Source organism: Actinopolyspora xinjiangensis, from assembly GCF_900104475.1.
Lineage (GTDB): Bacteria > Actinomycetota > Actinomycetes > Mycobacteriales > Pseudonocardiaceae > Actinopolyspora > Actinopolyspora xinjiangensis.
Map to the genome: position 1 here is coordinate 181,337 of NZ_FNJR01000009.1, position 21,866 is coordinate 203,202.

The window sequence follows — 21,866 nt, forward strand, 5'->3', positions numbered from 1 at the left end:
CTCGCCTCGTTCCGGAGTCGAATTCGAGGTCATACTCGAGGGGCAGTTCATCGACCGCGATACCGGAGTCTTCCCGGAGACCGTGCGGCTCCGCCCCTGGACGACGAGGGGACATCGTGGGACGGAGCGGTCCGACGCGGCCACCCGTTCCGGCGGAACGACGCCCCCGCACCCGACCGGAAGGAGCCCATTGACCACGCGACGAATCCGCGGCCCGCTGTCGGGGGCGGTGGCGCGGCTGTGCACCGAGCTGCGCGGCGGAGTCGGGACGACCACCGCGAACGGGCTGGACGAAGTGCTGCACCGCCTGGGGGAACCGCTGCAGCTGGCGGTGGTGGGAAGGATCAAGTCGGGCAAGTCCACGCTGGTCAACGCCATGATCGGTCGCAACGTGGCGCCGACCGACGTCGGCGAGTGCACCCGGGTGGTGACCCGCTTCCGGTACGGCACGGTGGACCGGGTCGAGGTGGTGCTGCGGGACGGTGACAGGCGCTCGCTGCCGTTCACCCCGGAAGGGGCGATCCCGGCCGAGCTGGGGGTGGAGCGGGAGCGCGTCTCGCACCTGGAGGTGTACCTGACCAACGATGTGCTGCGCGACCTGACGGTGATCGACACACCGGGGCTGGGCTCGACGGACGACTCCGCGGTCAGCCGCACCGAGGCGGTGCTGGGCGGGGCCGAGGACGAGCCGGACGGCCGGTTGGACCCGGTCTCGCGGAGTGCGGTGGCCGGGGCGGAGGCGGTGCTCTACGTCGTCACCCAGTCGGTGCGGGCGGACGATCGGCACGCGTTGAGCTCGTTCGGCGCCGCGACGGGCGACCGCCCGGCGGGGCCGGTGAACGCGCTGGCGGTGCTGAACAAGGTCGACACGGTGGAACCGGAGTCGGTGCGCGAGGGCGACGGCACGGTGTGGAACTCGGCGGAGCTGCTGGCCCGGCGGCAGGCCCGGCAGCTGAGACCGAGGGTCGCCGACGTGCTCCCGGTGATCGGGCTGCTCGCTGAGACGGCCGAGACGGGCGTGTTCACCGCTTCCGACGCCGAGGCGCTGCGACGGCTGGCCGAACTGGACGCCGGGACCAGGCAGACCATGCTGATCTCGGCGGACCTGTTCACCAGCTGGGAGTGCGACGTTCCCTCCGGCACCAGGACCCGCCTGCTGGAACTGCTGGACCTGTACGGCGTCCGCCGCGCGCTGGAGGCGATGGACGCCGACCCCGCGATCACGGCGGGTGAGCTGCGCCGGGTGCTGCACGAGGCCTCCGGGCTCTCCGAGATCTCGCGGGGGCTGGACACGATCTTTCGGAGCCGCGCCGACGGCATCAAGGCCGCCGCGGGGCTGGCCTCGGTGGCAGCGGTGGCGCAGCGCAGCGGGGACCCGGCTGAGCGCGGGCGGATACACGACGCGGTCGAGGCCCTGCTGGCACAACCGGACGCCCACCAGCTACGGCTGCTGGAGGCGCTGACGCTGGTCTCCGCCGGGGAGGTGACGCTGCCGCCGGACCTGCTCGACGAGGTGCTGCGGCTGGGGTCCTCGGACAATCCCGCCGAACGGCTGGGCATGCTCGGCGGTTCCCCGGAGCGGATGGTCGAGTTCGCGCTGGAGCGGGCGAACTGGTGGCGCTCGTTCGCATCGCTGGGCTCGACCCCGGCGCAGAGCCGGGTGGCGCACGTGGTGCACCGGGCCTACTTCCTGCTGTGGCAGCAGCTGCGCGGCGGGCCGAGCGCCCGCCGTTAGCACCCCGCCGGGTGCCGCCACGCCCATCGGGTCGTGCGCTCCCAGTGGCCGCTCTCTTCCCGCGGGGAAGCGGTGCCCGTGTCCCACCGGTCCGCCGGGAAAAATCCCCGCCCCGGTGGAACCGGGCGCTGTACCGCCGCGTCCAACCCGCAGGCAGCGGGGCACGTACCTGGTCCCCGCTGCGAACTGGGGGTCGAAAACGCCGCAACCGAGTTCGGGACACTTATGGCCATTTTGAGCGACGAGGCGCTCGTCGACCCGCTGGACCAGGCACTGGCGGAGCGGGAGACGCTGATCAAGCTGTGCATGTACGCCCTCGACCGCGCGCGCAGCGCGGGCGTCGCCGAGCGGCTGGAGGAGGGGATGCGCGCGGTCGGGGTGACCGCGTTACGTCCCGACGGAGAGACCTTCGACCCGGCCCGGCACGAGGCGGGAGGCACGGTGGGCACCGGTGACCGCGCCCTGGACGGCGTCATCGCCGAGACCGAGGCCCTCGGGTTCACCGACCGGGGGCGGATGCTGCGTGCTCCCGTCGTGGTGGTGTACCGATTGGACGGCGGAGACCCGCACGGAGTGGTGGGGAGCCGGGACGCCGCCGAGTTCCGGAGGCAGTCGGGTCGGGGATCCGCCTCCGGCGGGGAGGCCTCCGAGGACGGGACGGGGTTCACGGCCTGACCGGCCGGACCTCCGAGGTGGGCACGAGAACGGGCTGCGAGGAACCGCGTCATGAACACGAACTCTCCGATCGCGAACCTGCCGGGCGCCGACGCCGCCGCTGCCTCACAACTGCCCACACAGGTCAAGCAAACCCGTGAGAACCTGTCCGCGCTGGTCAGAGAGATGGACGCCGAGGCGGCCGACTGGATCGAGCGCATCAGGAGCTCCCGGACCGCCACCCCCGGAGTGGTCGCGGTGGGCGAGACCAACCGGGGCAAGAGCTCACTGGTCAACGCCCTGCTGGACGCTCCGAATCTGTCCCCTGTGGACGCGGATGTGGCGACCTCCACCTACCTGTGGTTCCAGCACGGCGCGGAGTGGGCCGGTTACGCGTGTTACCCCGGCGAGCAGGAGCCGGTGCGGTTCGGGATCGACGAGCTGCCCGACTGGTCCTCGGATGCGGGCGAGCTGCCCGCCGGTGAGCTGCCGCCCCGCTACGTCAGGGTCGAGGCCCCGCTGGAGCTGCTGCACGAGCTGACGGTGGTCGACACGCCGGGAGTGGGCGGGCTGGAGGCGGTGCACGGCGAGCTGGCCGCCGAAGCCGCCGCATCGGCCACGGCGCTGCTGTTCGTGGCCGATGCCTCCGCGCCGTTCAGCCGGGGTGAGCTGGACTTCCTGCACGAGGTGAGCAACCGCGTGGAGACCGTCCTGTTCGTGCTGACCAAGACGGACCGGCACCGGGGCTGGCGCCGGATCCTGGAGGAGGACCGGCAGCTGCTGGCCGAGCACGCCCCCCGGTTCGCCGAGATCCCGATATACCCGGTTTCGGCGCGGATGGCCGAACTCGCGGAGCGCGCCCCGGACGAGCGAACCGCGGCGATGCTGCGGGAACGTTCCGGCGTAGCGGAGCTGCGCTCCGCACTGCGGCAGCTGGTGGCGGGCCGTTCGGCGATGCTCGGCGAGGCCAACACCATGCGCGGGATGTCCACAGTGCTCGCCGAGCTGATCTCCAGACTGGAGGGCGAGAAGCGGGCGCTGACGGCCGGGGAGCGGGAGGTCGAGTCGCTGCGGGCCAGGCGGGAGGAGCTCGCCACGGCACGGCGCTCCTCCACGCGCGGTTGGCAGGTCAAACTGCGCGGTCAAATTCAGCGGACCCGGGTGGAGACCAGCCACGAGGTCACCGACCGGGTGCGCGAGGTGCAGAACTGGTTCCGCCGCGAGATCGAGGCGGCCGACCGGGACGGGCTGGCGCGGCTGCCCGGTCAGGTGGACTCGGCGCTGCAACTGGTTTCCTCGCGGGTGGCGAACCTGCTCTCCGGACGGTTGGACGAGGTGGCCCGGAACTCGCTGGCCGAGTTGTTCAGCGAGTCAGAGCTCGACGTGATACGCGGCCAGTTCGCGCGGGGCGACCGCTCCCCGGTGGCGCTGCGGCCCCCGGACAGCCGCCCGCCGACCGCCGAGGACAAACTGCTGGTCCTCATGGGGGTCTCCGGCGGGCTGGGGGTGGGGCGCGCGGCGGCCATGCCGCTGGCCGGGCTCGGTGTCGCGGCGTTGAATCCCGTGGTGCTGCCGGTGACGATCGTGCTGGGTCTCGGGGCGGGCTGGTGGATGGCCCGCACGCGCAGGAGGGCCGCGGACAAGCAGCACATGAAGCAGTGGCTCAGCGACGCGATCGCGGAGGCGCGCTCGGCGCTGGACCAGCTGGTGTCCGAGCAGCTCATCGAGGCCGAGCAGCAGCTGTCACTGGCGCTGGACGAGGCGCTGAGCAAACGGATGGAGACGATAGAGAACGAGCTCCGCGAGGTGGACCAGGCGCTGAAGCTGGACTCCGCGGAGCGCAACCGGCAGTTGCAGCTGGTCAACCGCAGGTTGGAGGAGGCCCTCGCCGGTCGGGACAACGTGGAGCGGCTGCTGGAGCGGATACGCGGCCTGCGCGACCGCTCCGGATAGCCAGAATTTCGCCGGTCGGTGTGGCAGGGGCTCGGGTAGCGGAACCTCGCGCACGGCGCTCGCTCCGGGAGGCCCGACATCGGGTAGCGACCCACGCACACCGGAGTCCTCGCCCAGCCACGCGGCGATTCCGCGAGAGATCGACGCCACTCGCTCGGCGGGGCGAAGACGGCCGAGCGGCCACAGGGGACCGACGTGGCTCCTCTTCCCGTTCTCCGGGAGCGCGAACCGGCCGTGTCGGGTGTTCGACGTCCACCGGCGTCGCGAGGACGACACCGCCACCCGACCGAACCTCCGACGTGAACGGACTCACGCCACAGCGATCGACAAATAGGTTAGCCTAAGTTCATGAAAAATTAGGCTAACCTAATTCGGCGATCACGGTGCGTCGGAAGCGGTGGGCTGTCCTCGGAAGAGGACACCGGCGCCCCGTCGCGACGCACAGCCCCCCACAAGCCATCCGGCACCCACACCCAGCACCGAGGAGGACGGTTCGTGAGTTTCCTCGCACCACAGGCCGAGAAGCCCGCATCGGCACCGGCGGAGTCCGCTGACCCCAGGTCGTACCTGCTGGACGAACACAACACCGAGCAGTACCGCGAATCGGTGACCGAAGGGGTACAGCGGGTGATCGGCGAGCTCCTGGACCCGGACCACCAACCCACCACCGGAGTCGCACCGGAACAGCTCGCACCGGTCATCGGGCGCATCGACCTGGACGAACCGTTGCCCGACACCAAAAGCGCGCTCGACGAGCTGGAACGGGTCTACCTGCACGACGCCGTCTACTTCCAGCACCCGCGCTACCTGGCCCACCTCAACTGCCCGGTCGTGATCCCGGCGCTGCTGGCGGAGGCCATCGGTTCGGCCGTCAACTCCTCGCTGGACACCTGGGACCAGAGCGCGGGCGGCACGTTCATCGAACGTCGCCTGATCGACTGGACCGCGGCCCGCATCGGCTTCGGCTCGGAGGCCGACGGAGTCTTCACCAGCGGCGGCACCCAGTCCAACCTGCAGGGACTGCTCCTGGCCAGGGAACAGGCGCTGCACGGCCACGAGGACGGCGCGGGCACCGACCGCGCCACGGCGCTGTCGCGGCTGCGCGTCATCGCCTCGGCCGACAGCCACTTCAGCGTCGTCAAGGCGGCGAAACTGCTGGGCATGGGGCCGGATTCGGTGCTGACGGTGCCCACCGACGAGCACCGCCGCATGCGGAGCGACGAGCTGCACGAGCGGCTCCGCGACTGCCGGGAAGCCGGATCGGTCCCGATGGCGGTCGTGGCCACGGCGGGCACCACCGACTTCGGCAGCATCGACCCGCTTCCCGAGATCGCTGCGCTGTGCGAGCGGTTCGGCGTGTGGCTGCACGTGGACGCGGCCTACGGCTGCGGCCTGCTCGTCTCCCGCGAGAGGGCGCGCCTGGAGGGGATCGAGCGGGCCGACTCGGTGATCGTCGACTACCACAAGTCGTTCTTCCAGCCGGTCAGCTCCAGCGCGGTGCTCGTGCGGGACGGGTCCGTGCTGCGGCACGTCACCTACCACGCGGACTACCTGAACCCGGAGCGCCACGTCACCGAGCAGGTCCCCAACCAAGTGGACAAGAGCATCCAGACCACCAGGCGGTTCGACGCGCTCAAGCTGTGGCTGACCCTGCGGATCATGGGCCCGGACACGCTCGGGCGGCTCTTCGACGACGTGCTGGACCTGGCCGAGCGCACCTGGGAGATGCTGCACGCCGACCCGCGCTTCGAAGTGGTCAACCGTCCGGAGCTGAGCGCGCTGGTGTTCCGCTACGTGCCCTTCGCCGAGGCCGACGGACAGCTCTGCGACCGGGTCAACCTGCACGCGCGCGAAGCGCTGCACCGCTCGGGTGCGGCGATGGTGGCCGAGACGGTCGTGGACGGCAGCACCTACCTGAAGTTCACCCTGCTCAACCCGCGCACCACGCTGCGCGACGTCGCCGAGGTGTGCGAGCTCATCGTCGAGCACGGCGACCGCTACCTGAGCGGGACGCACGAGGCGGGCACCGAGCGCCGCGCGAGCTGACCGGGAACTCGCGCGAGAGCCCGATTCGCTCACGTGCGCGCGGCACGCGCTGACCGAGTGACACCGGTTTGTGAGGCGGCTGCGCCGCTGAGGCGGACCCGCTCGCCGCGCGGGTAGCACCGACCAGCTGAGCGACGCGGCGAGGCTGCCCACGTGACGGCGCCCGACCACGCGCGCGAGCACTGCCACGAACTCCGAGAAGGGAAACACCCATGCCCCCCACGCACGACTTCATAGCCGTCGGGGTCGGCCCGTTCAACCTCGGTCTGGCCTGCCTGACCGAGCCCATCGCCGAACTCGACGGGCTGTTCCTGGACGAGAAGCCGGACTTCGAGTGGCACGGCGGGATGATGCTGCAGGAGACCACCCTGCAGACGCCGTTCCTGGCCGACCTCGTCAGCCTGGCCGACCCGACCTCGCCGTTCTCCTTCCTGAACTACCTCAAGGAGATGGGCAGGCTCTACTCGTTCTACATCCGGGCCGACTGGTTCCCGCCGCGCGTGGAGTACAACGACTACTGCCGCTGGGCGGCGCGCAAACTCGACAACGTCCGGTTCGGCACCCGCGTGGACCGCATCGACCACGACGACTCCGAGGACGTCTACCTCGTGCACACCACCGAGGTGGCCACCGGGCGGACCGGGACGTACCGGGCACGCAGGCTGGTGCTGGGCACCGGCACACCGCCCCACGTCCCCGAGCCGTGCCGCGACCTCGGCGGCGACGCCGTGCACGCCTCCCGCTACCTGCACAACCGGGACGAGCTGGTGCGCAAACCGAGCATCACGATCGTCGGCAGTGGACAGAGCGCGGCCGAGATATACCGGGACCTGCTCGGCGAGATCGACCAGCACGGCTACACGCTCAACTGGATCACCCGCTCGGCCAGGTTCTTCCCGCTGGAGTACACCAAGCTGACGCTGGAGATGACCTCCCCGGAGTACGTCGACTACTTCCACTCGCTGCCCGAGCGGACCCGCGAGTCGCTGCTGTCGCAGCAGCGGAACCTGTACAAGGGGATCAGCGCGGAACTGGTCGACGAGATCTTCGACCTGCTCTACCTGAAACGGGTGGCGGGCCCCTGCCCGACCAGGCTGCTGACCAACACCACGGTGACCGGGGCCGAGCACGACCCCGTCGACGGGACCTACACGCTGCGGCTGCGGCAGTGGGAGCAGCAGCAGGACTTCAGCCTCGAAACCGACGGGCTCGTGTTCGCCACCGGCTACCGCTACCGGGTGCCGGAGTTCCTGAACCCGATCAGCCACCGGATCATCTGGGACGACTCCGGGAGGTTCGACGTGGGGCGCGGCTACTGCGTGGACCCGACCGGCGACGAGATCTACGTGCAGAACGCCGAGCTGCACACGCACGGCTTCGTCACCCCCGACCTCGGCATGGCCGCCTACCGCAACTCGTGGATCATCCGGGGGATGCTCGGCCGGGAGTACTACCCGATCGAGCGCTCGATCGCCTTCCAGGAGTTCGCGGCACCCCAGGACACCGCACCGGCACGGACCGAACCAGCGCAGGAGGAGTCGGCGGCATGAGCGAGATCGTGTTCGAACGCACGGACGAACGGCTGGGCGAGTTCGCCGTGCGCCCCGTGGAACCCGACCGGGACACCGAGCTGCTGCACGGCTGGCTGACCCACCCCAAGTCGGCGTACTGGCTGATGCTCGACGCCGAACCGGCCGACGTGCGACGGCAGTTCCGCACCATCGAGGCGACCCCGGGCAACGACGCGTTCGTCGGCCTGCACAACGGGGTGCCCTCCTTCCTGATAGAGCGGTACGACCCGGCCCGCTCCGAGCTGGCCGAGCTTTACCGGGTGGAGCGGGGCGACGTGGGGATGCACTTCCTTGCCGCCCCCACCGGCATGCCGGTGCACGGCTTCACCAGGGCCGTGCTGACCACGGTGATGGACCTGATGTTCGCCGACCCGGGGGTGCGGCGCGTGGTCGTCGAACCCGACGTGAACAACACCTCGGTCCACGCGCTGAACGCGGAGGTCGGCTTCGAAGTGATCGACACCGTCTCACTGACCGAGAAGAAGGCACTGCTGAGCGTCTGCACCCGCGCCGCCTACCTGGCGAGCGGGAAGGCGGGTTCCACCGAGAGGGAGGCATCACGGTGAATTCCGGAAGGACCAGCACGCACGAACCCGCTTCCCACCTGACTCCGGAGCACTGGCGGGTGGTCAACCGACGGCTGGTGCGCAAGGCACTGGCCGAGCTCTCGCACGAACGACTGCTGACCCCCACCCCGGTCGGCGCGGGGCGCTACGTGGTCAGCAGCGACGACGGCAGGGTGCGCTACCACTTCGAGGCCAGGATCGGCAGCCTGCTGCACTGGTCGATCGACGCCGACAGCATCACCCGGCACCGCGACGGCGCGGAACTGCCGCTCGACGCGATGGAACTCTTCCTGGAGCTGCGCGAGACGCTGGGGCTGCACGACGGGCTGCTGCCGGTGTACCTGGAGGAGATCAGCAGCACGCTGGAAAGCGACGCGTTCAAACTCGCCAAACCCCGGGTGAGCTCGGGTGAACTGCTGGACGCCGGGTTCCAGGCGATCGAGTCGGGCATGACCGAGGGGCATCCGTGCTTTCTGGCCAACAGCGGCCGGATCGGCTTCGACATCACCGAGTCCGCGAAGTACGCACCGGAGGCGGGCGCGCCGCTGCGGCTGGTGTGGCTGGCCGCGCACCGCGATCGGGTCGGCTTCAGCGCCTCGGCTGGGCTGGACTACGACGAGCTCGTCCGGTCCGAACTGGACGAATCGACCCGCGAGCGGTTCGAGAAGCGGATCAGCGAGTTCGGACTGGACCCGGCGGACTACCTGTTCGTGCCGGTGCATCCCTGGCAGTGGGACAACAAGCTGCCCGTGACGTTCGCGGCGGAGTTCGCCAACCGCAACCTCGTCCACCTCGGCAGCGGCGACGACGACTACCTGCCGCAGCAATCCATCCGCACGTTCTTCAACTCCAGCTCGCCGGAGCGGCACTACGTCAAAACGGCGATCTCGGTGCTGAACATGGGATTCCTGCGGGGACTCTCCCCCGAGTACATGCGCGCCACCCCGGCCATCAACGACTGGGTGAGCGAACTGATCTCCGGTGACGAGCTGTTACGCGAGTCGGGATTCGACATCCTGCGCGAACTGGCCGCCGTCGGCTACCACAACGAGTACTACACGGCCGCGGCCAAGGACTCGCCGTACCGCAAGATGCTGGCCGCGCTCTGGCGGGAGAGCCCGGTGCCGAAGCTGCGGGACGGGCAGCGCGCGGCCACCATGGCCTCGCTGCTGCACGTGGACGAGTTCGGCGAACCCCTGGTGGGCACGCTGATCTCCCGCTCGGGGCTGGCACCGGCCGACTGGCTGCGGCGCTACCTGGACGCCTACCTGCGGCCGCTGCTGCACTGCTTCTACGCCTACGGCGTGGTGTTCATGCCGCACGGCGAGAACATCATCCTGGTGCTGGAGGACGGGGTTCCGAAGCGGGTGCTGCTCAAGGACATCGGCGAGGAGGTCGCGGTTATCGAGCCGGAGACCGAGCTGCCCGCCGAGATCGAGCGGATCCGCTCCGAGGTTCCCGAGAACCTGCGGGCACTCTCGCTGTTCACCGACATATTCGACTGCTTCTTCCGCTTCCTGTGCTCGATCACGCACGAGCACGGGCTGCTGGACGAGCGGGACTTCTGGCGGACGGTGGCCGAGTGCGTGGCCGACTACGAGGCGGACGCGCCCGAACTGCGGGATCGGTTCCGCGAGTACGACCTGTTCGCCGAGCGGTACGAGCTGTCCTGCCTCAACCGGCTGCAGCTCGGCAACAACCAGCAGATGGTGAACCTGCAGGACCCGGCGAGCGCGCTGAAGATCGCGGGGATGCTGGACAATCCGATCGCGCCCCACGCTCCCGCACGGGACTGATCGGAGTCTTAGTGGAGCTCACGCGGGTGGCCGGTTAGCCGGTGCGTGAGGCGGCGCCTCGCTGCGTTGGGCCGACTCTTGAGTAACGACCTACGCGGCGAGCGGCCCTGCCTTGCGATGCATCCGCCTCACGCGCCGGGGACACGCACCCTGCTCAGCCGCGCTGGCGTCTCGACGAGCCCTCGGAGTGCGGCGGCGATTTCGCGAGAAATCGCCGGGGTTCCGGGGTCACACGGCCACACCCGTGCAAGCGGCACGAGCCGCGTACCACCGAGCACGCAGTCGGCACCGCCGCGGGTTCTCTCGGGGGGCTCTCGCGAGGAAGGCCCAACGTTGTGTAGTACCTACCCGATGTCGGGCCTGGCCGCGGCGAGAGCCCGCGAGAGGTTCCGCCGAGCGACCAGCTACAGGGCCGGCCAGCCGGAGGGCAGATCCACGGGTCAGCCGTCGACCGGGAACCGCAGCAGGGCCCCGACCCCCTCGGCGAGACCGGTGCCCGACTCCACCAGATCGACCCGGGCACCGGTCTCGGCGCAGGCCTTGAGCAGGAACGCCTCGCGCTCGGTGCCGGTGCCGTACTCCAGCAGCAGCGTGTCCACCGCCCCCATCTCGGCGGCACGCGCCACCGCCCGGTCACCGTGCACGGCCTGCCCGTGCGCCAGCCCCGCGCTGAGCTGTTCGGCGCGTTCCTGCGCGTTGCGGGTGCTCTCCGCCTCGGCCGCCTCGCGCAGCTGTTCGGCCAGGGCCCGCTCGGCCGCCTCGTCCTGGTCACCGCCGCGATCGGCATCCACCCGAAGCTCGGCCAGCCTGTCGGGAAGTTTGTCGCGGATCATGCTCCGCGCCTGCGTCTCACCGGCCAGCACCAGCAACCGGGGCCGGAACTCGGCTTCGATGGTGCTCAGTCGCGAGACGATCTCCTCGACGTTGCTCTCCACGGCCTGCTCGGCACGGCGCTGCAGCTGCTTGTGCGACAGGGCCTGACCACGGGGTTTGTGCGTACCGGTCTCGGCGCTGCCCTCGACGGTCTCGCTCGCCAGCTCCCGGGGGTGGTGCTGCTGTGCCAGCACCTCCTGGCGCAGCACCGCCCCCTGCTCGTCGGCGATGGCCACCAGCATCCGCACCGAACGGCAGGCCTCACGCACGTAGGACCCCAGTTCCGGCAGGGGCCGCCAGTACGCCGCGTCCCCCGCGCCCAGGGCCGCGTCCCACGGTTCGGCGAGCACCACCCCGGCGTCCTCGGTCACCACCAGCACGCGGCCGTTGGTCTGCTCCTCGCCGGGCTCGGCGCCCAGCACGCTCGATTCGAGCGCGTCCAGCACCCCACTACCGGCTCCGGCTCCCGACAACTGTTCCCGGAGGTCGCGCCACCGCAGTCGCAGCTGCTCGCCCGCCTCCTCGCTGGGGGAACGTCCCTCCAGGTACACCGTGGCGAACGGTCCCTCGCTCTCGTAGACCGAGCGCAGCCGCGTCAAGTCCATCGTCATCCCCCTATCAGCTCCAAGGACCGTCCTGCCGGTGAAGCGGCGTGCGGACACCCGAGAAGTGCTCACACGTCGATCAGAGCCGTCGGCATGTGCATGCCCCGCACACGTCGCGGCAAACCCACACGATGCCACAAAGTGAGCCAGATCACGTTTACCGAGCGCGGCGGGGTGGGCATCGCGATGAGGGCCATCCCTGAGAGGCGTCTTCGCGTGCCCCTCCGGCACGTGAGGTGAATCCGATTCGGAAGAGGGGGTCCGATGACGGAGATCTGGCAGAGCGCACCCATGCGCACCTTCGCCGAACAGGTACGGCAGCGCGCGGACATGTCCTCCTCGGACGAAGCCTCCCGCGTGGCCCGCGCCACCCTGACCACGCTGGCCCAGGCCGTCAGCGCGGGGCAGGTGGACGAACTCGCGGAGGGACTGCCCGAGGAACTGCGCGACGAGCTCTCACAGCGCAGCGGCCAGGCCCGCTCACTGGACAAGACCGAGTTCCTGGACCGCGTCAGCGGCGAGATCGCCACCACCGACCTGGAGACGACCGAGCACCAGGTCCGCGCGGTGCTGACCACGCTGCGCCAGTGGGCTCCCGCCGGGGAGACGCGCGACACCGTGGCTCAGCTGCCCGGGTCCATCGCCGGACTCTTCGAGTGACTCCCAGCAACGCCCGGCACCGCCGAACCGCTCGCGGGCTCTCCCGTCCCACGTCCGGGATGCTCGCGGAGCCGCACCGACCCCCCGCTCCGCGATTCCGCGAGAAATCGCGTCCGGTCGAGTGGGAGCGATGGCCCACCGCCTACTCAGCTGGGGGCTCGCGCACTTCGCGAGGAACCCGATACCGGTGTCGGGGCAACGTTCCGGAGATTTCGCGAGAAATTCGCGTTCCGGCGTCGGACGACGGCGCACACAGCGAATGCCCCGACCGAGAACCGCGGGCCCGCCCGACACGGAAGCGCCGCTCGCCGTGAAGTGTCTTCAGTCGGCTTCGTCCTCGTCGGGCAGCCATTCGACCGTCTCGAACACGCCCTGGGCCAGGTCCACGATGTCGGCCCAGTCCTCGGTGTTGTTGCTGGTGACCGAAACCCCGAGGATCTCCGACACGGCAGGACCGGGAATCCACGCCGTGACCGCGTGGTTGGTCACCTCGACCGCCTCCTCGCCCACCTCGATGGTGCTGGGGGTCGCGGTACGGGTCACGACCGATTCACCGGCCGGGAGCTCGACCACTTCGACCTCCGTGCCCGGTTGGTTGCCGTAGTACTGCTCCAGCGCGGCGACGGCCGTGTGCCGCGTGGTTCGCCGCGAATCGAACACGAAGCAGCTGACCACGACCATCAACGGTCGTCGCTCGTCCCGGGCCGAGCGGAAGACGGCGGCGGCGTTGTAGTGGGCCCCGCCCGCCTCGGCTGAGGCGCCGAGCGTCATCAGCATCGCCGCCGTACCGGCGAGTCCCTGGTCGATCTCGGTGTCCTCGGGGAGCCCGAACCGGACCGCCACGGCCGAGGCGAGCGCGCGCAGCTTCTCCTCGGTCGGTTCCCCACCGGGGAGTTCGATGAAGCCCTCGGGCAGCACGAGCGAGTAGCGGGGCGCCCGCTGAGCGGTGTCGGGAGTGTCGGCGGTGCCAGTGGTGTGGGTGGTGTCGGTCATCGTGGTTCGCTGTCCCGGGTGGCGTTGGCGAAACGGGTGACGAGCTTGCGCTCCTCGCTCGTGGGGCAGAAGTACGCCCGGCAGCCGTCCGGCCAGGCGACCTCGATGCTCTGTTGCGAGGCGTGGTGGAACCGGACCGAAGCGGACTCGTCGCTCTGCCAGATCACGCGCGGCGGCTTTTCCGGATCGTTCAGCACCACCACCGCCACCCGCGAACGGGAAACCACCAGCCACAACCGGCGCCGCGCGCGCTTCACCGTGTCGATCAACGAGGTCGGACCGGGATTGCTCTTCGAACCGGAGACGACGATGACGCCCGGCGCCGGTTTGACCTTGTGCTCTGCTTCATCGATAACCTCGATGGCTTCGAGTAACTCTCGAACCCAAACGTAGACGAGTAGAACAGGAAACAGAACCACAATAAACAGTATCCAACCAATCAGATACCATACTGGAACAGTACCAAGCTCCTGACGGCCACTGAAGTCATCCAGCTTGAATTTTTTCCAACGAAATAATACTACTTCGAAGTACTCATTCCAGGATTCACTTCCCCACCTTCGAACTCGATCGCGTACTTCTTTATCACCCAAAGCAGCATCATCCTCCTCAGTGTTCGACACGACTAATTTCACTCCAACTTGCTTTGTATGTAGGATTCAGCCTTACCGGATGCATAGCTCATTCCTTCGTTGACAGCGACACCTTTGACCGAACCAACAAAAGCACCGGCTGCCACACCTGCCTTGGAGAACGGGTCAACATCTATCCTGGTGACAGTGCTGAACAACTGAGCCGATTTCGCGTGAGTGAACATCGCCGCGTCCTCGATCGCTTCCTTGGGGTTGGCCTTCAATTCAGCCCTGGTTATGGGGGTTATCTCTGTTCGACCAGTCATCTGCTTCAGCACATCCGACTGTTTTTTCAGGCCACTCGTCCCACTCAAGAACTTGGCCGCATTACCGGCTTTACCAGGCAGGCTGGAGGCCGAGGCAAACCTGGCAGCCTGTGACGCCGCGTTCTTGGCACCGGCGACGACACGGCCGCCGGGAATGACTCCGATGGCGTCCATACCGATCTTTCCCCAGGAGACGTCGGCGCCACCGGCCTTGGCCAGCGCGTTGGTTCCAAGCGCCGCGGCGCTGACGGTTATGGCGGCGGCCGAGGTGACCGCGTTGACCCCTGGAATCCAGGAGGTCGCGATCGCGACGACGCCGAGCACCGTGCTCACGGTGCTGAGCACGTCGCCGATCTGTTTGAGCAGTTCGGCGTGGTCCTCGACCCACTGCCACGCCTGGTCCGCCAGCTCGCTGATGTTCTCGCCGAGCTCTTCGAGCGCCTCGCCGAGGCGTTCCAGCAGACCGGGTTTCTCCGGCGCTTCCTCGGTGGCACGGCGCAGGGCGTTCTCCACCTGCTTGGCCAGCTCGTCGTGCTGGGCGAGCAGCCGCTTGGCCTGGTCCAGGATCGCCCTGAGGTCGTTGTCGGCCTCACGCAGCGCCCCCTGGGCAGCGTCCAGTCTGCGCTGTGCCCGCTGCAGCGACTCCTGGTCGGGGAAGTGCTGGTTGGCCAGGTCCAGGTCCGGGTTCGCCTCCGCCTCGCGGAGGCGTTTGCGCGCCTCGGCCGCCTGGGCCTCGTAGTCGCGGGCTCGCTGCTGCAACGAGCTCAGGTCGTGCGACCACCGCGTGAGCGTGCGGGAGGCGTCGCCGAGCGAGCGGTGTGCTTGTTGCAGGTACTTGGGCAGCTCACCCACGGTGTCCTGGAAGGCCTCGGCGGCCTTGCCCTGCCACATCCCTTCCTGATCGCTGATCTTCGACAGCGCCTCGTGGGCGCTTCCCATCCTGGTGGCCACGTTGCCGAGATCGGTGGCCACCGACTCGACAGTGGCGACGGCTCCGGGGGCCGGATCGAAACCCAGTGCCGGGTACTCGGAGTTTCCGCTCATCCTCGTCCTCGTCAGTTCTCGACCGGGTGGTCACTCACCGGTCGAACGACATGTTCTGTCCACTGTGGTTTCCGAAGGTCGCTGCGACGCCACACGTCACTGCCCCGCCATGCGTTGCTCGATGGCGGACATCTCGCCCTGCGAGTCCTGGCCGCCGGATCCGCCGGACGAGGACTGCTGCCGGGTGACCGCTGAGGTCACCAGCGAGACGACCTCCTGTTCGAGCTTGGCGTAGGTCTCGCGTGCCGAGCCCAACGCCTCGCTGGTGGCCTTGGCGCCTTCGGCGATCTTCTCGATGCCGTGCGACCAGCGCTCCCGGAACCCGTCGCTGGCGTCGTCGATACCGGAAGTTCCCAGGTCGCGCCCTCTGGCATCACCGAGTGCCCTGTTCGCGGCGGTGATGTCGTCGGCCGCGTTGTCCAGATCACTGATCAGCCGCGTCAGCTTCTCGATGTCGACGCGATAACCGTCACCCACGAAAGCCTCCCCGAATAGCTTTCACCTCGTCGGCAACGTAGCAATCGCGAGGAGCGAGTGGGGGCGGAAACGACAGATCCGTATCCGGGAGGGAACCCAGCACCTCATCACCACTGCCCGGTATGACTCGGCCGCAGCAAGATCGCATCGGTACGGACATCTCGTCCGACGAATCACGTGGGACCGTGTTCGCCGGAATGAGGGGTCCCCGAATACTTCGATATGAGCCTCCGCTTCCACCAAACCCGCGCGGCCCACGCCCCGAGCACTGCTCCGAGCGTATTGAGGATGACATCATCGGTGCTGGTCACTCTCCCCACAGCCAGGAAGTACTGGGCGAACTCGACGACGAGCGACGCTGTAACAGCCATCGAGGCGATCCGTGCGACCGAGCGTGCCCACCGGAATCGCAGCGGCAGGAGCACGCCGAGCGGCAGCATTAGCACCGTGTTCGCCGCCAGCTGCACCACCGCTGCGGTATCGCCTCGCCGCACACCGTCGAGAACGGACACCAGTTCCGCTCCGGGATGCAAGCTCACCTGACTCGGTGCCCCGTAGGTCGGACTGAGAACCAGATACGCCACTGGTAAGCAAAACAGGACAACGGCCACGTCACCGGCTGCTTGCCACCGATCACCCCGAAGTTTCGCCCACCCCCACCAGAGCAACACAGCTACTGGCATCCCGATCAGTGCCGGCACGAAAAGATCACCGAAGGAACGAAACAGCTGTGTCACAAGTTTCATGATCTCGTGGGGTCCCGCCCGGCCGGGTGGGAGCGGGGAGGGAGGCCCGGCCGGGCGGGGGTTTTCCCGGCGGTGGTGCGTACATTTCGCGAGAAATCGAACAGTGCTGCTGGGCACCGTTTCGGTGATCTCTCGAGAAATCGGCGCCCCACCACCAGGCGTGGCCCGGGGTGCTGTCTCGACAAGTGTCGGGGGCTGGCCGAGACCACAGGTCCGGGCCGGTCTTCACAGGTGAGTGGTGAGTTGGGACGTGGCCGACGGATCTGGTGCGGGGTGGTTTCTAGAGCCGGTGCAGTCCGTCGAGGACGCGGCGCATGAGTGCCAGCTCGGGATGCTCTGCCACCGACGCGGACCCGCTTGAGACAGCCGGAACGGCGGGGACAGTTTCACCAGTGCTTGGACTGGTGGGAGTCGGCACGGCCGGTGGCGACTCCGGTCTCGATACCAGTGAGGGCGCCACCGGGGCGGGTGGGGCCGGCCCGAACAGGTGCGGCTGCTCGTCCGGATCACACAACGGCCAGCCGATCAACTCGACGGTCGGGCACTCGCCCCGGGCATAGTGCTCCAACCTGAGCGCGGCCAACCGGCGCGCGGCCGGGCCACTACCCCCCGCGTGACGCGGCCGGTAGCCGGCCCGATAGCCCCAACCACCCAGCACGATCACGGCCCCGACCAGCACCACGGCCGTGGCCAGCACCACGGCCGTGGCCAGCAGCACCGGCGGCGCACTCATTCCGCCTCACCCCGCCCACCCAGCTCGTCGGGATCGATCGAACCCGCCCCCGGCGGCCGCCCGCCGCTGAAGGCGAGCCCGGCCGCGTAGTCGCGCAGCTCATCGGAGAGTCGTTGCAACACCCCGGCGAGTTCCGCGCACTGCCTCGGGCTGGCCCGCCGCGCCGGGATGTCGTAGGAGGCCTGCTCCAGCTTCCACTGCTCATGGGCCAACCACATCCCCAACCTGCCCGCATAACTGGTCACCACGACCCACCCCCAGCACACCGCACCGCCGCATCCAACACATCCCGCAACACACGAGCCTGCCCCACCGTCCACACCGTCCGGTTGTAGATCGTGGGCGTCTCGATCCGAATCACTTCCGGAGTCCACTGCGACCGCCACACCACCAGCGACGACGACCCCGACTCATCCCGACACCACACCCGCACACCCGGATACGACACGTCATAGCTCTCCGACACAGCACAACCACCTTTCTATTGATTCCGGAGACATAATCTGTCTCCGGAGACATACACTGCAATCCCTCGATCAGGTGGCAATGAACGAGATGTTGCGGCAGCTAGGCTTGGTGCATGCCCGGAGACGTGGAGCATCACTCACCGCAGACTCGATTGCTCGGCGCTGAACTTCGTGAACTGCGCAAAGAAGCCGGTATCCCCGTTCGAGAACTGGCGAAGCGCGTCCAACTGGGACATGCCGCTGTCTCCCGCTATGAGACAGGAGTTCGTTCGCCGTCCCGCGATCTCCTGGCACGACTACTGATGGAGCTCGGTGCTTCCGGCGAGCGCTACGACGAACTCATGGAGCTACAGCGTCGTGCTTCAGAACCGAACCTGATCGGCGACAGTCGTTCGGGCCTGCACAAGCACCTGCTGAACCTGGCGGAGTTCGAACGCACAGCCACTCGAATCGTGCACGTCGCGCCCCTGGTGATTCCCGGGCCGTTGCAGACACGCTCCTACGCCGAAGAGATCATGGCGAGCTTGTCCGGCGAAGAACGTCACCTCCGAGTCGAACTCCGCATGGCACGCAGCAGCGAGGTACTCAGCACCGGCAAACTCGACGCGATCATCTGCGAACGCGTGCTGCGCGATGACATCGGCGGACGGGGAGTGCTCGCCGAACAACTACGCCATCTGGCCACCACGGCATCGAACTCGAACGCCACCATCCGAATACTTCCCGAACGACTACAACGCTGGACACTCGCCCACAACGGTTCGTTCGTGCTGTTCGAGTTCTCGAAGGCATCACCGATCATCCACTTGGAACACTACCGTGGTCCCGCCTTCATCTATGACCAGAAAGACGTTGAGGCATACCGCGAAGCGCTGGATAACCTCACGGACGCCGCCATGAGCCCCAATGAGTCACTCCAGCTCATGGCCACGATCGCGGAACAGATGGAAGGAAACACCCCAGCATGACGACACCGACGAACTGGCGGAAATCCAGCCGTTCCAACCCCAACGACTCCTGCGTCGAAGTCGGCCGTGTGGCAGATGGCGCGGCGGTGCGCGACACCAAGGACCGCTCGGCCGGGTACTTCACCACCACCGGCACCCAGTGGGCAACGTTCATCGACGCGGTGAAGAGCAACCGGTTCGACTGAACTCCAGCGAGCAGAACGGCGTCCCCGGAGCGATCCGGGGACGCTTTTTGTATGTCTCCCCGCACATGCGGGGTCTAAACAGTCGAACCCACCGCCGGGTGGGCCGTGGTAGGTCCATCCCCGCGCGTGCGGGGCCTACCTACGACATCGCGTGGAACGAGAGCGCGCATCAGGTCCATCCCCGCGCGCGGCGAAGACGTTGTGAACGCCACTACGTCACACCTCTTCTGACAACGCTCTAGAACGAAGCCGAACACTCCCAACACGCCGGAAACAACGACTCACTCGGCAGCCGGCCACGAGGGCAACGACAGCCGCAGCGCCTTCTTCGCCAACGCACACGGGTCAGCACTGCCGATCTCATCATGTGACACAGTCGCGAACGACTGCACGAGCTGGTCCTCCTGCACGGCCACGTGCATCCCGCACGAACCGGCCTCCATCGGCTTGATCTTGTTGGACCGCACCCCGGGATACCCGTGCACCGTTATCCGCTCGAAGTCGACGTAATCCGACTCGTGCTCGTAGTAGGTATCCAGCGAACGCCCCTGCACGGGAGACAACGAAACCGACACGAAGTCTTCGTTTTCCCAGGTACAGCGGTATGTTCCCGGAGCGGAAACATCGTTTTCCGATTTTCTGCCGTCGGGGTATATCCCGAGTTGTGCCGCGGCGTCCTCGGGCAGCAGCTCGCACACGTCCACCGCAGTGGCGTCCTTGGGGTTCGGGATCGCCGAACCGGACGACGCCGAGGACGTGCTCCCGCCCGTGGTCGTGTCCGCCGAGTCCTCGTTCTGCTCCGCCGAACCGGACGAACACCCGACCAGCACCACGCTCAACAACACGCCACCGGCAGCAACAGCACCGCGACGCATCCCGAACCTCACACTCCCCACGATCTCAACTCCGCCTCTCGGCATCCCGCTGCGCCACCGAGGCGTTCTCCTCGGCCACCCCGTACTCCCTCAACACCGCGTTGTACGCCTCGATCTTCTCTTCCAACTTTTCCCGGATGTCTCTGGCGGCGCTGTGCAGTGATCCCTCATCTCCGGTTATGCGCTGCTGGAACGCCTCGCGAGCCCGCTCGGTAGTACCGTCCATCGCGGTGAGCTCGCCCGGACTGATGTTCTGGGTCTGTTGCTCTAGATCAAGGGCCTCATCCCTGGCAGTGATGAGTTCCTTGATGGCTTCGCGCAGTTTGTCGTAATCGACACCGAAACCGTCCTGACTCATACCGCGTCTCCCCACTCCCGACTCACGGGTCCGACACCGGTCCACATCCTGCCGGATCCACCTACTGCGAGTCAGCGCAACCACCGCATCGTCACGATGACGTCGGACACTCCACCGTGTTCCGACAATCACGCCACGCACACACGAACCACAGCGAGCCCGCGACGCGCGAATACCGAACGACCAGGAGCCGGATACACCACTGGCCCCAACGACCACCAACGAGGCACCGCACAACCGACGGGCACACCCAACGAACACGCCTTCCGAGCCGAACCACCGGACGGAACCGCCCGGCCGGGGATGAGGCGGGAAGGGCCCCCGGCCGGACGGCGGCGACCCGGTCACCACGACACGACAGAGGGGGCGAGCGACGCCGGGTCGGCAACCGGGGTGCGGCGGTACTCGCACGATCGATCGATCGTGGACTGCCCAGCGCGCCGTCGACTTCTCAGAACAACTCAATCCGTTCGTGAAGCTACTGACAGTGGGATAGTCCGCACTCGGAGGAGAGGAGGTGTTGATGAGCGGTAAGAAACCAACAGGACGTGGAAAGTCCGAGTCCGAGTCGGCAGGCCGATCGTACCGGATTCCGCTCGGAGGATCGGCTACTTCACCACCGGGGGATACGAGCTCGACTGCCGAACGGAGTTCAGTCGCGTCGGGCGCGGAGTCGTCGAACGCCGATCATGCGGAGCCTGTCGAACGTGTGCGCACCTCGGTACGAGGACGCCGCCAGGTGACGTTGCCGGAAAGCGTAGCCAAGGTTCTGGGAGTGACCGAGGGAGATGATCTCGAATTTACGGTCGACGAAGGCGGCACGGTCACAGTGCGCGGCTGGACCAGTATTCCTACGGATCAACGGTGGTTCTGGACTCCGGAATGGCAGGCCGGAGAAGCCGAAGCGGATCAACAGATAGCCAACGGTGAGGCCTCGAAGGGGTTCACCAGCGCTGCCGAGATGCTCGCTGACATCGACGATGAGGATGAGTGAACCCCCTTGGCCGTAGTCAAGCGGACGCCTCGATTCGAGAAGGATTTTAAGAAACTCACTCGTGAACAGCGCCGCACCTTTCAACATGTGCTCGACACGAAGTTCCTCCCCTCGCTTGATCAGTCGCCACCGAGCTTCCCGCCGTCGTTACGAGTGAAGCGTGTCCATGGCACCAACGGCGTGTTCGAGATGCCTTGGGACGGAGACGGACGAATGACCTGGCAGTACGAGCTCGAAGAGGCACCCGGCGTCACCACGGTGATTCCGCGTCGAGTCGGCACCCACGGCATTTTCGGTGACCCGTAAACCCCAGGTGAGCCAGTTGAACGCCTGGCGACTCCCGTTCATCAACGATGACGCCACCTCGACACGTCAAAGGATCGCGCCGCTGAGCTCACTTTTCGAGATCACCACTGTGGCCATGCCCTGTTCAGCAAAGAACCGCCCGGCCGGGATGAGGCGGGAAGGGACACCGGCCGGGCGGTGGTGACCCGGTCGCCGCGACACGACAGAGAGGTCGAGCGACGCCGGGTCGGCAACCGGGCTGCGGAGCGCTTCGCGGTGCCGGGGCACTCTGGGCAGGGCGTGGTTCTCTCGCGAGATCACGACACGGCGGGCCGGCCCTCGCAGGAACTTCGAGGACCTCGGCTCTCGACTGCCCCTCGGCGC

Annotated in this window: 21 protein-coding genes and 1 pseudogene; 12 read left to right on the forward strand and 10 right to left on the reverse strand. The window is 67.7% G+C overall.

Annotation, left to right across the window (positions count from 1 at the left end; genetic code table 11):
- Positions 1-190 precede the first annotated feature (190 nt).
- The 7 genes and pseudogenes from BLQ75_RS14990 (at position 191) to BLQ75_RS15020 (ending at position 10,321) form a co-directional block, all read left to right on the forward strand.
- Positions 191-1,735, forward strand: a complete 1,545-nt coding sequence (locus tag BLQ75_RS14990) for a dynamin family protein (protein ID WP_211481384.1) — start codon at positions 191-193, stop codon at positions 1,733-1,735.
- 261 nt (positions 1,736-1,996) lie between these two features.
- Positions 1,997-2,281 (forward strand): annotated as a pseudogene (grpE, locus tag BLQ75_RS24725) (nucleotide exchange factor GrpE); the annotation flags it as partial.
- Between the two features lie 180 nt (positions 2,282-2,461).
- Positions 2,462-4,342, forward strand: a complete 1,881-nt coding sequence (locus BLQ75_RS15000; protein WP_092602768.1) for a dynamin family protein — start codon at positions 2,462-2,464, stop codon at positions 4,340-4,342.
- A gap of 495 nt (positions 4,343-4,837) precedes the next feature.
- Positions 4,838-6,388 (forward strand): pyridoxal phosphate-dependent decarboxylase family protein, encoded by a 1,551-nt coding sequence (locus BLQ75_RS15005; RefSeq protein WP_092602770.1) that lies wholly within the window; start codon positions 4,838-4,840, stop codon positions 6,386-6,388.
- Positions 6,389-6,600: 212 nt separating this feature from the next.
- Positions 6,601-7,938, forward strand: coding sequence for a lysine N(6)-hydroxylase/L-ornithine N(5)-oxygenase family protein (locus BLQ75_RS15010; protein ID WP_092602772.1), 1,338 nt, complete (start codon positions 6,601-6,603; stop codon positions 7,936-7,938).
- On the forward strand, positions 7,935-8,525 hold the full coding sequence (locus tag BLQ75_RS15015) for a GNAT family N-acetyltransferase (RefSeq protein WP_092602774.1): 591 nt from the start codon (positions 7,935-7,937) through the stop codon (positions 8,523-8,525). Before BLQ75_RS15010 ends, BLQ75_RS15015 begins: the two co-directional genes overlap by 4 nt.
- On the forward strand, positions 8,522-10,321 hold the full coding sequence (locus BLQ75_RS15020) for an IucA/IucC family protein (protein ID WP_092602776.1): 1,800 nt from the start codon (positions 8,522-8,524) through the stop codon (positions 10,319-10,321). The genes BLQ75_RS15015 and BLQ75_RS15020 overlap by 4 nt, the downstream gene beginning before the upstream one ends.
- A gap of 440 nt (positions 10,322-10,761) precedes the next feature.
- On the opposite strand, the gene BLQ75_RS15025 is transcribed toward BLQ75_RS15020, so the two are convergent.
- The gene (locus BLQ75_RS15025) at positions 10,762-11,805 is read right to left on the reverse strand and encodes a baeRF2 domain-containing protein (RefSeq protein WP_211481385.1); all 1,044 of its coding nucleotides are present in this window, start codon (positions 11,803-11,805) and stop codon (positions 10,762-10,764) included.
- Between the two features lie 258 nt (positions 11,806-12,063).
- Here BLQ75_RS15025 and BLQ75_RS15030 point away from each other — a divergent pair, with 258 nt between their 5' ends.
- Positions 12,064-12,459: a DUF2267 domain-containing protein gene (locus BLQ75_RS15030; RefSeq protein WP_092602778.1), complete on the forward strand. Its 396-nt coding sequence runs from the start codon at positions 12,064-12,066 to the stop codon at positions 12,457-12,459.
- Positions 12,460-12,780: 321 nt separating this feature from the next.
- Here BLQ75_RS15030 and BLQ75_RS15035 read toward each other — a convergent pair whose 3' ends face one another.
- The 7 genes from BLQ75_RS15035 to BLQ75_RS15065 form a co-directional block, all read right to left on the reverse strand.
- Positions 12,781-13,452 carry a hypothetical protein gene (locus BLQ75_RS15035; protein ID WP_092602780.1) on the reverse strand — a complete coding sequence of 224 codons (672 nt, stop codon included), beginning with the start codon at positions 13,450-13,452 and terminating at the stop codon, positions 12,781-12,783.
- Positions 13,449-14,087, reverse strand: a complete 639-nt coding sequence (locus tag BLQ75_RS15040; RefSeq protein ID WP_139182993.1) for a hypothetical protein — start codon at positions 14,085-14,087, stop codon at positions 13,449-13,451. Before BLQ75_RS15040 ends, BLQ75_RS15035 begins: the two co-directional genes overlap by 4 nt.
- Positions 14,084-15,394 (reverse strand): WXG100 family type VII secretion target, encoded by a 1,311-nt coding sequence (locus BLQ75_RS15045; RefSeq protein WP_092602784.1) that lies wholly within the window; start codon positions 15,392-15,394, stop codon positions 14,084-14,086. Before BLQ75_RS15045 ends, BLQ75_RS15040 begins: the two co-directional genes overlap by 4 nt.
- 96 nt (positions 15,395-15,490) lie before the next feature.
- Positions 15,491-15,871, reverse strand: coding sequence for a hypothetical protein (locus tag BLQ75_RS15050; RefSeq protein ID WP_092602786.1), 381 nt, complete (start codon positions 15,869-15,871; stop codon positions 15,491-15,493).
- A 173-nt stretch (positions 15,872-16,044) separates the two neighbouring features.
- The gene (locus BLQ75_RS23530) at positions 16,045-16,482 is read right to left on the reverse strand and encodes a VanZ family protein (protein WP_170837505.1); all 438 of its coding nucleotides are present in this window, start codon (positions 16,480-16,482) and stop codon (positions 16,045-16,047) included.
- Between the two features lie 415 nt (positions 16,483-16,897).
- Positions 16,898-17,350 (reverse strand): hypothetical protein, encoded by a 453-nt coding sequence (locus BLQ75_RS15060; protein WP_092602790.1) that lies wholly within the window; start codon positions 17,348-17,350, stop codon positions 16,898-16,900.
- Complete coding sequence (locus BLQ75_RS15065) at positions 17,347-17,595, reverse strand: hypothetical protein (RefSeq protein WP_092602792.1); 249 nt, start codon at positions 17,593-17,595, stop codon at positions 17,347-17,349. The genes BLQ75_RS15060 and BLQ75_RS15065 overlap by 4 nt, the downstream gene beginning before the upstream one ends.
- A 335-nt stretch (positions 17,596-17,930) precedes the next feature.
- Between BLQ75_RS15065 and BLQ75_RS15075 the strand changes: the two genes are divergently transcribed.
- Positions 17,931-18,785: a helix-turn-helix domain-containing protein gene (locus tag BLQ75_RS15075; protein ID WP_092602796.1), complete on the forward strand. Its 855-nt coding sequence runs from the start codon at positions 17,931-17,933 to the stop codon at positions 18,783-18,785.
- Positions 18,782-18,970 (forward strand): DUF397 domain-containing protein, encoded by a 189-nt coding sequence (locus BLQ75_RS15080; RefSeq protein WP_043569864.1) that lies wholly within the window; start codon positions 18,782-18,784, stop codon positions 18,968-18,970. Before BLQ75_RS15075 ends, BLQ75_RS15080 begins: the two co-directional genes overlap by 4 nt.
- A 281-nt stretch (positions 18,971-19,251) precedes the next feature.
- On the opposite strand, the gene BLQ75_RS15085 is transcribed toward BLQ75_RS15080, so the two are convergent.
- Positions 19,252-19,866, reverse strand: coding sequence for a DUF3558 domain-containing protein (locus tag BLQ75_RS15085; RefSeq protein ID WP_170837506.1), 615 nt, complete (start codon positions 19,864-19,866; stop codon positions 19,252-19,254).
- A 4-nt stretch (positions 19,867-19,870) separates the two neighbouring features.
- On the reverse strand, positions 19,871-20,203 hold the full coding sequence (locus BLQ75_RS15090) for a hypothetical protein (protein ID WP_092602800.1): 333 nt from the start codon (positions 20,201-20,203) through the stop codon (positions 19,871-19,873).
- Positions 20,204-20,912: 709 nt separating this feature from the next.
- On the opposite strand from BLQ75_RS15090, the gene BLQ75_RS23905 reads away from it, so the two are divergent.
- The gene (locus BLQ75_RS23905) at positions 20,913-21,197 is read left to right on the forward strand and encodes an AbrB/MazE/SpoVT family DNA-binding domain-containing protein (protein WP_092602802.1); all 285 of its coding nucleotides are present in this window, start codon (positions 20,913-20,915) and stop codon (positions 21,195-21,197) included.
- Between the two features lie 6 nt (positions 21,198-21,203).
- Positions 21,204-21,503, forward strand: coding sequence for a hypothetical protein (locus BLQ75_RS15100; RefSeq protein WP_211481387.1), 300 nt, complete (start codon positions 21,204-21,206; stop codon positions 21,501-21,503).
- The last annotated feature ends 363 nt before the right edge of the window (positions 21,504-21,866 follow it).

What these genes read in the sequence shown, in the direction of transcription:
- BLQ75_RS15080 (WP_043569864.1), top strand. Translation starts at nt 18,782, where the DNA reads ATGACGACACCGACGAACTGGCGGAAATCCAGCCGTTCCAACCCCAAC.
- BLQ75_RS15015 (WP_092602774.1), top strand. Translation starts at nt 7,935, where the DNA reads ATGAGCGAGATCGTGTTCGAACGCACGGACGAACGGCTGGGCGAGTTC.
- BLQ75_RS15090 (WP_092602800.1), bottom strand. Translation starts at nt 20,203, where the DNA reads ATGAGTCAGGACGGTTTCGGTGTCGATTACGACAAACTGCGCGAAGCC.
- BLQ75_RS15000 (WP_092602768.1), top strand. Translation starts at nt 2,462, where the DNA reads ATGAACACGAACTCTCCGATCGCGAACCTGCCGGGCGCCGACGCCGCC.
- BLQ75_RS15025 (WP_211481385.1), bottom strand. Translation starts at nt 11,805, where the DNA reads ATGACGATGGACTTGACGCGGCTGCGCTCGGTCTACGAGAGCGAGGGA.
- BLQ75_RS15045 (WP_092602784.1), bottom strand. Translation starts at nt 15,394, where the DNA reads ATGAGCGGAAACTCCGAGTACCCGGCACTGGGTTTCGATCCGGCCCCC.
- BLQ75_RS15030 (WP_092602778.1), top strand. Translation starts at nt 12,064, where the DNA reads ATGACGGAGATCTGGCAGAGCGCACCCATGCGCACCTTCGCCGAACAG.
- BLQ75_RS15075 (WP_092602796.1), top strand. Translation starts at nt 17,931, where the DNA reads ATGCCCGGAGACGTGGAGCATCACTCACCGCAGACTCGATTGCTCGGC.
- BLQ75_RS15010 (WP_092602772.1), top strand. Translation starts at nt 6,601, where the DNA reads ATGCCCCCCACGCACGACTTCATAGCCGTCGGGGTCGGCCCGTTCAAC.
- BLQ75_RS15060 (WP_092602790.1), bottom strand. Translation starts at nt 17,350, where the DNA reads ATGAGTGCGCCGCCGGTGCTGCTGGCCACGGCCGTGGTGCTGGCCACG.
- BLQ75_RS15035 (WP_092602780.1), bottom strand. Translation starts at nt 13,452, where the DNA reads ATGACCGACACCACCCACACCACTGGCACCGCCGACACTCCCGACACC.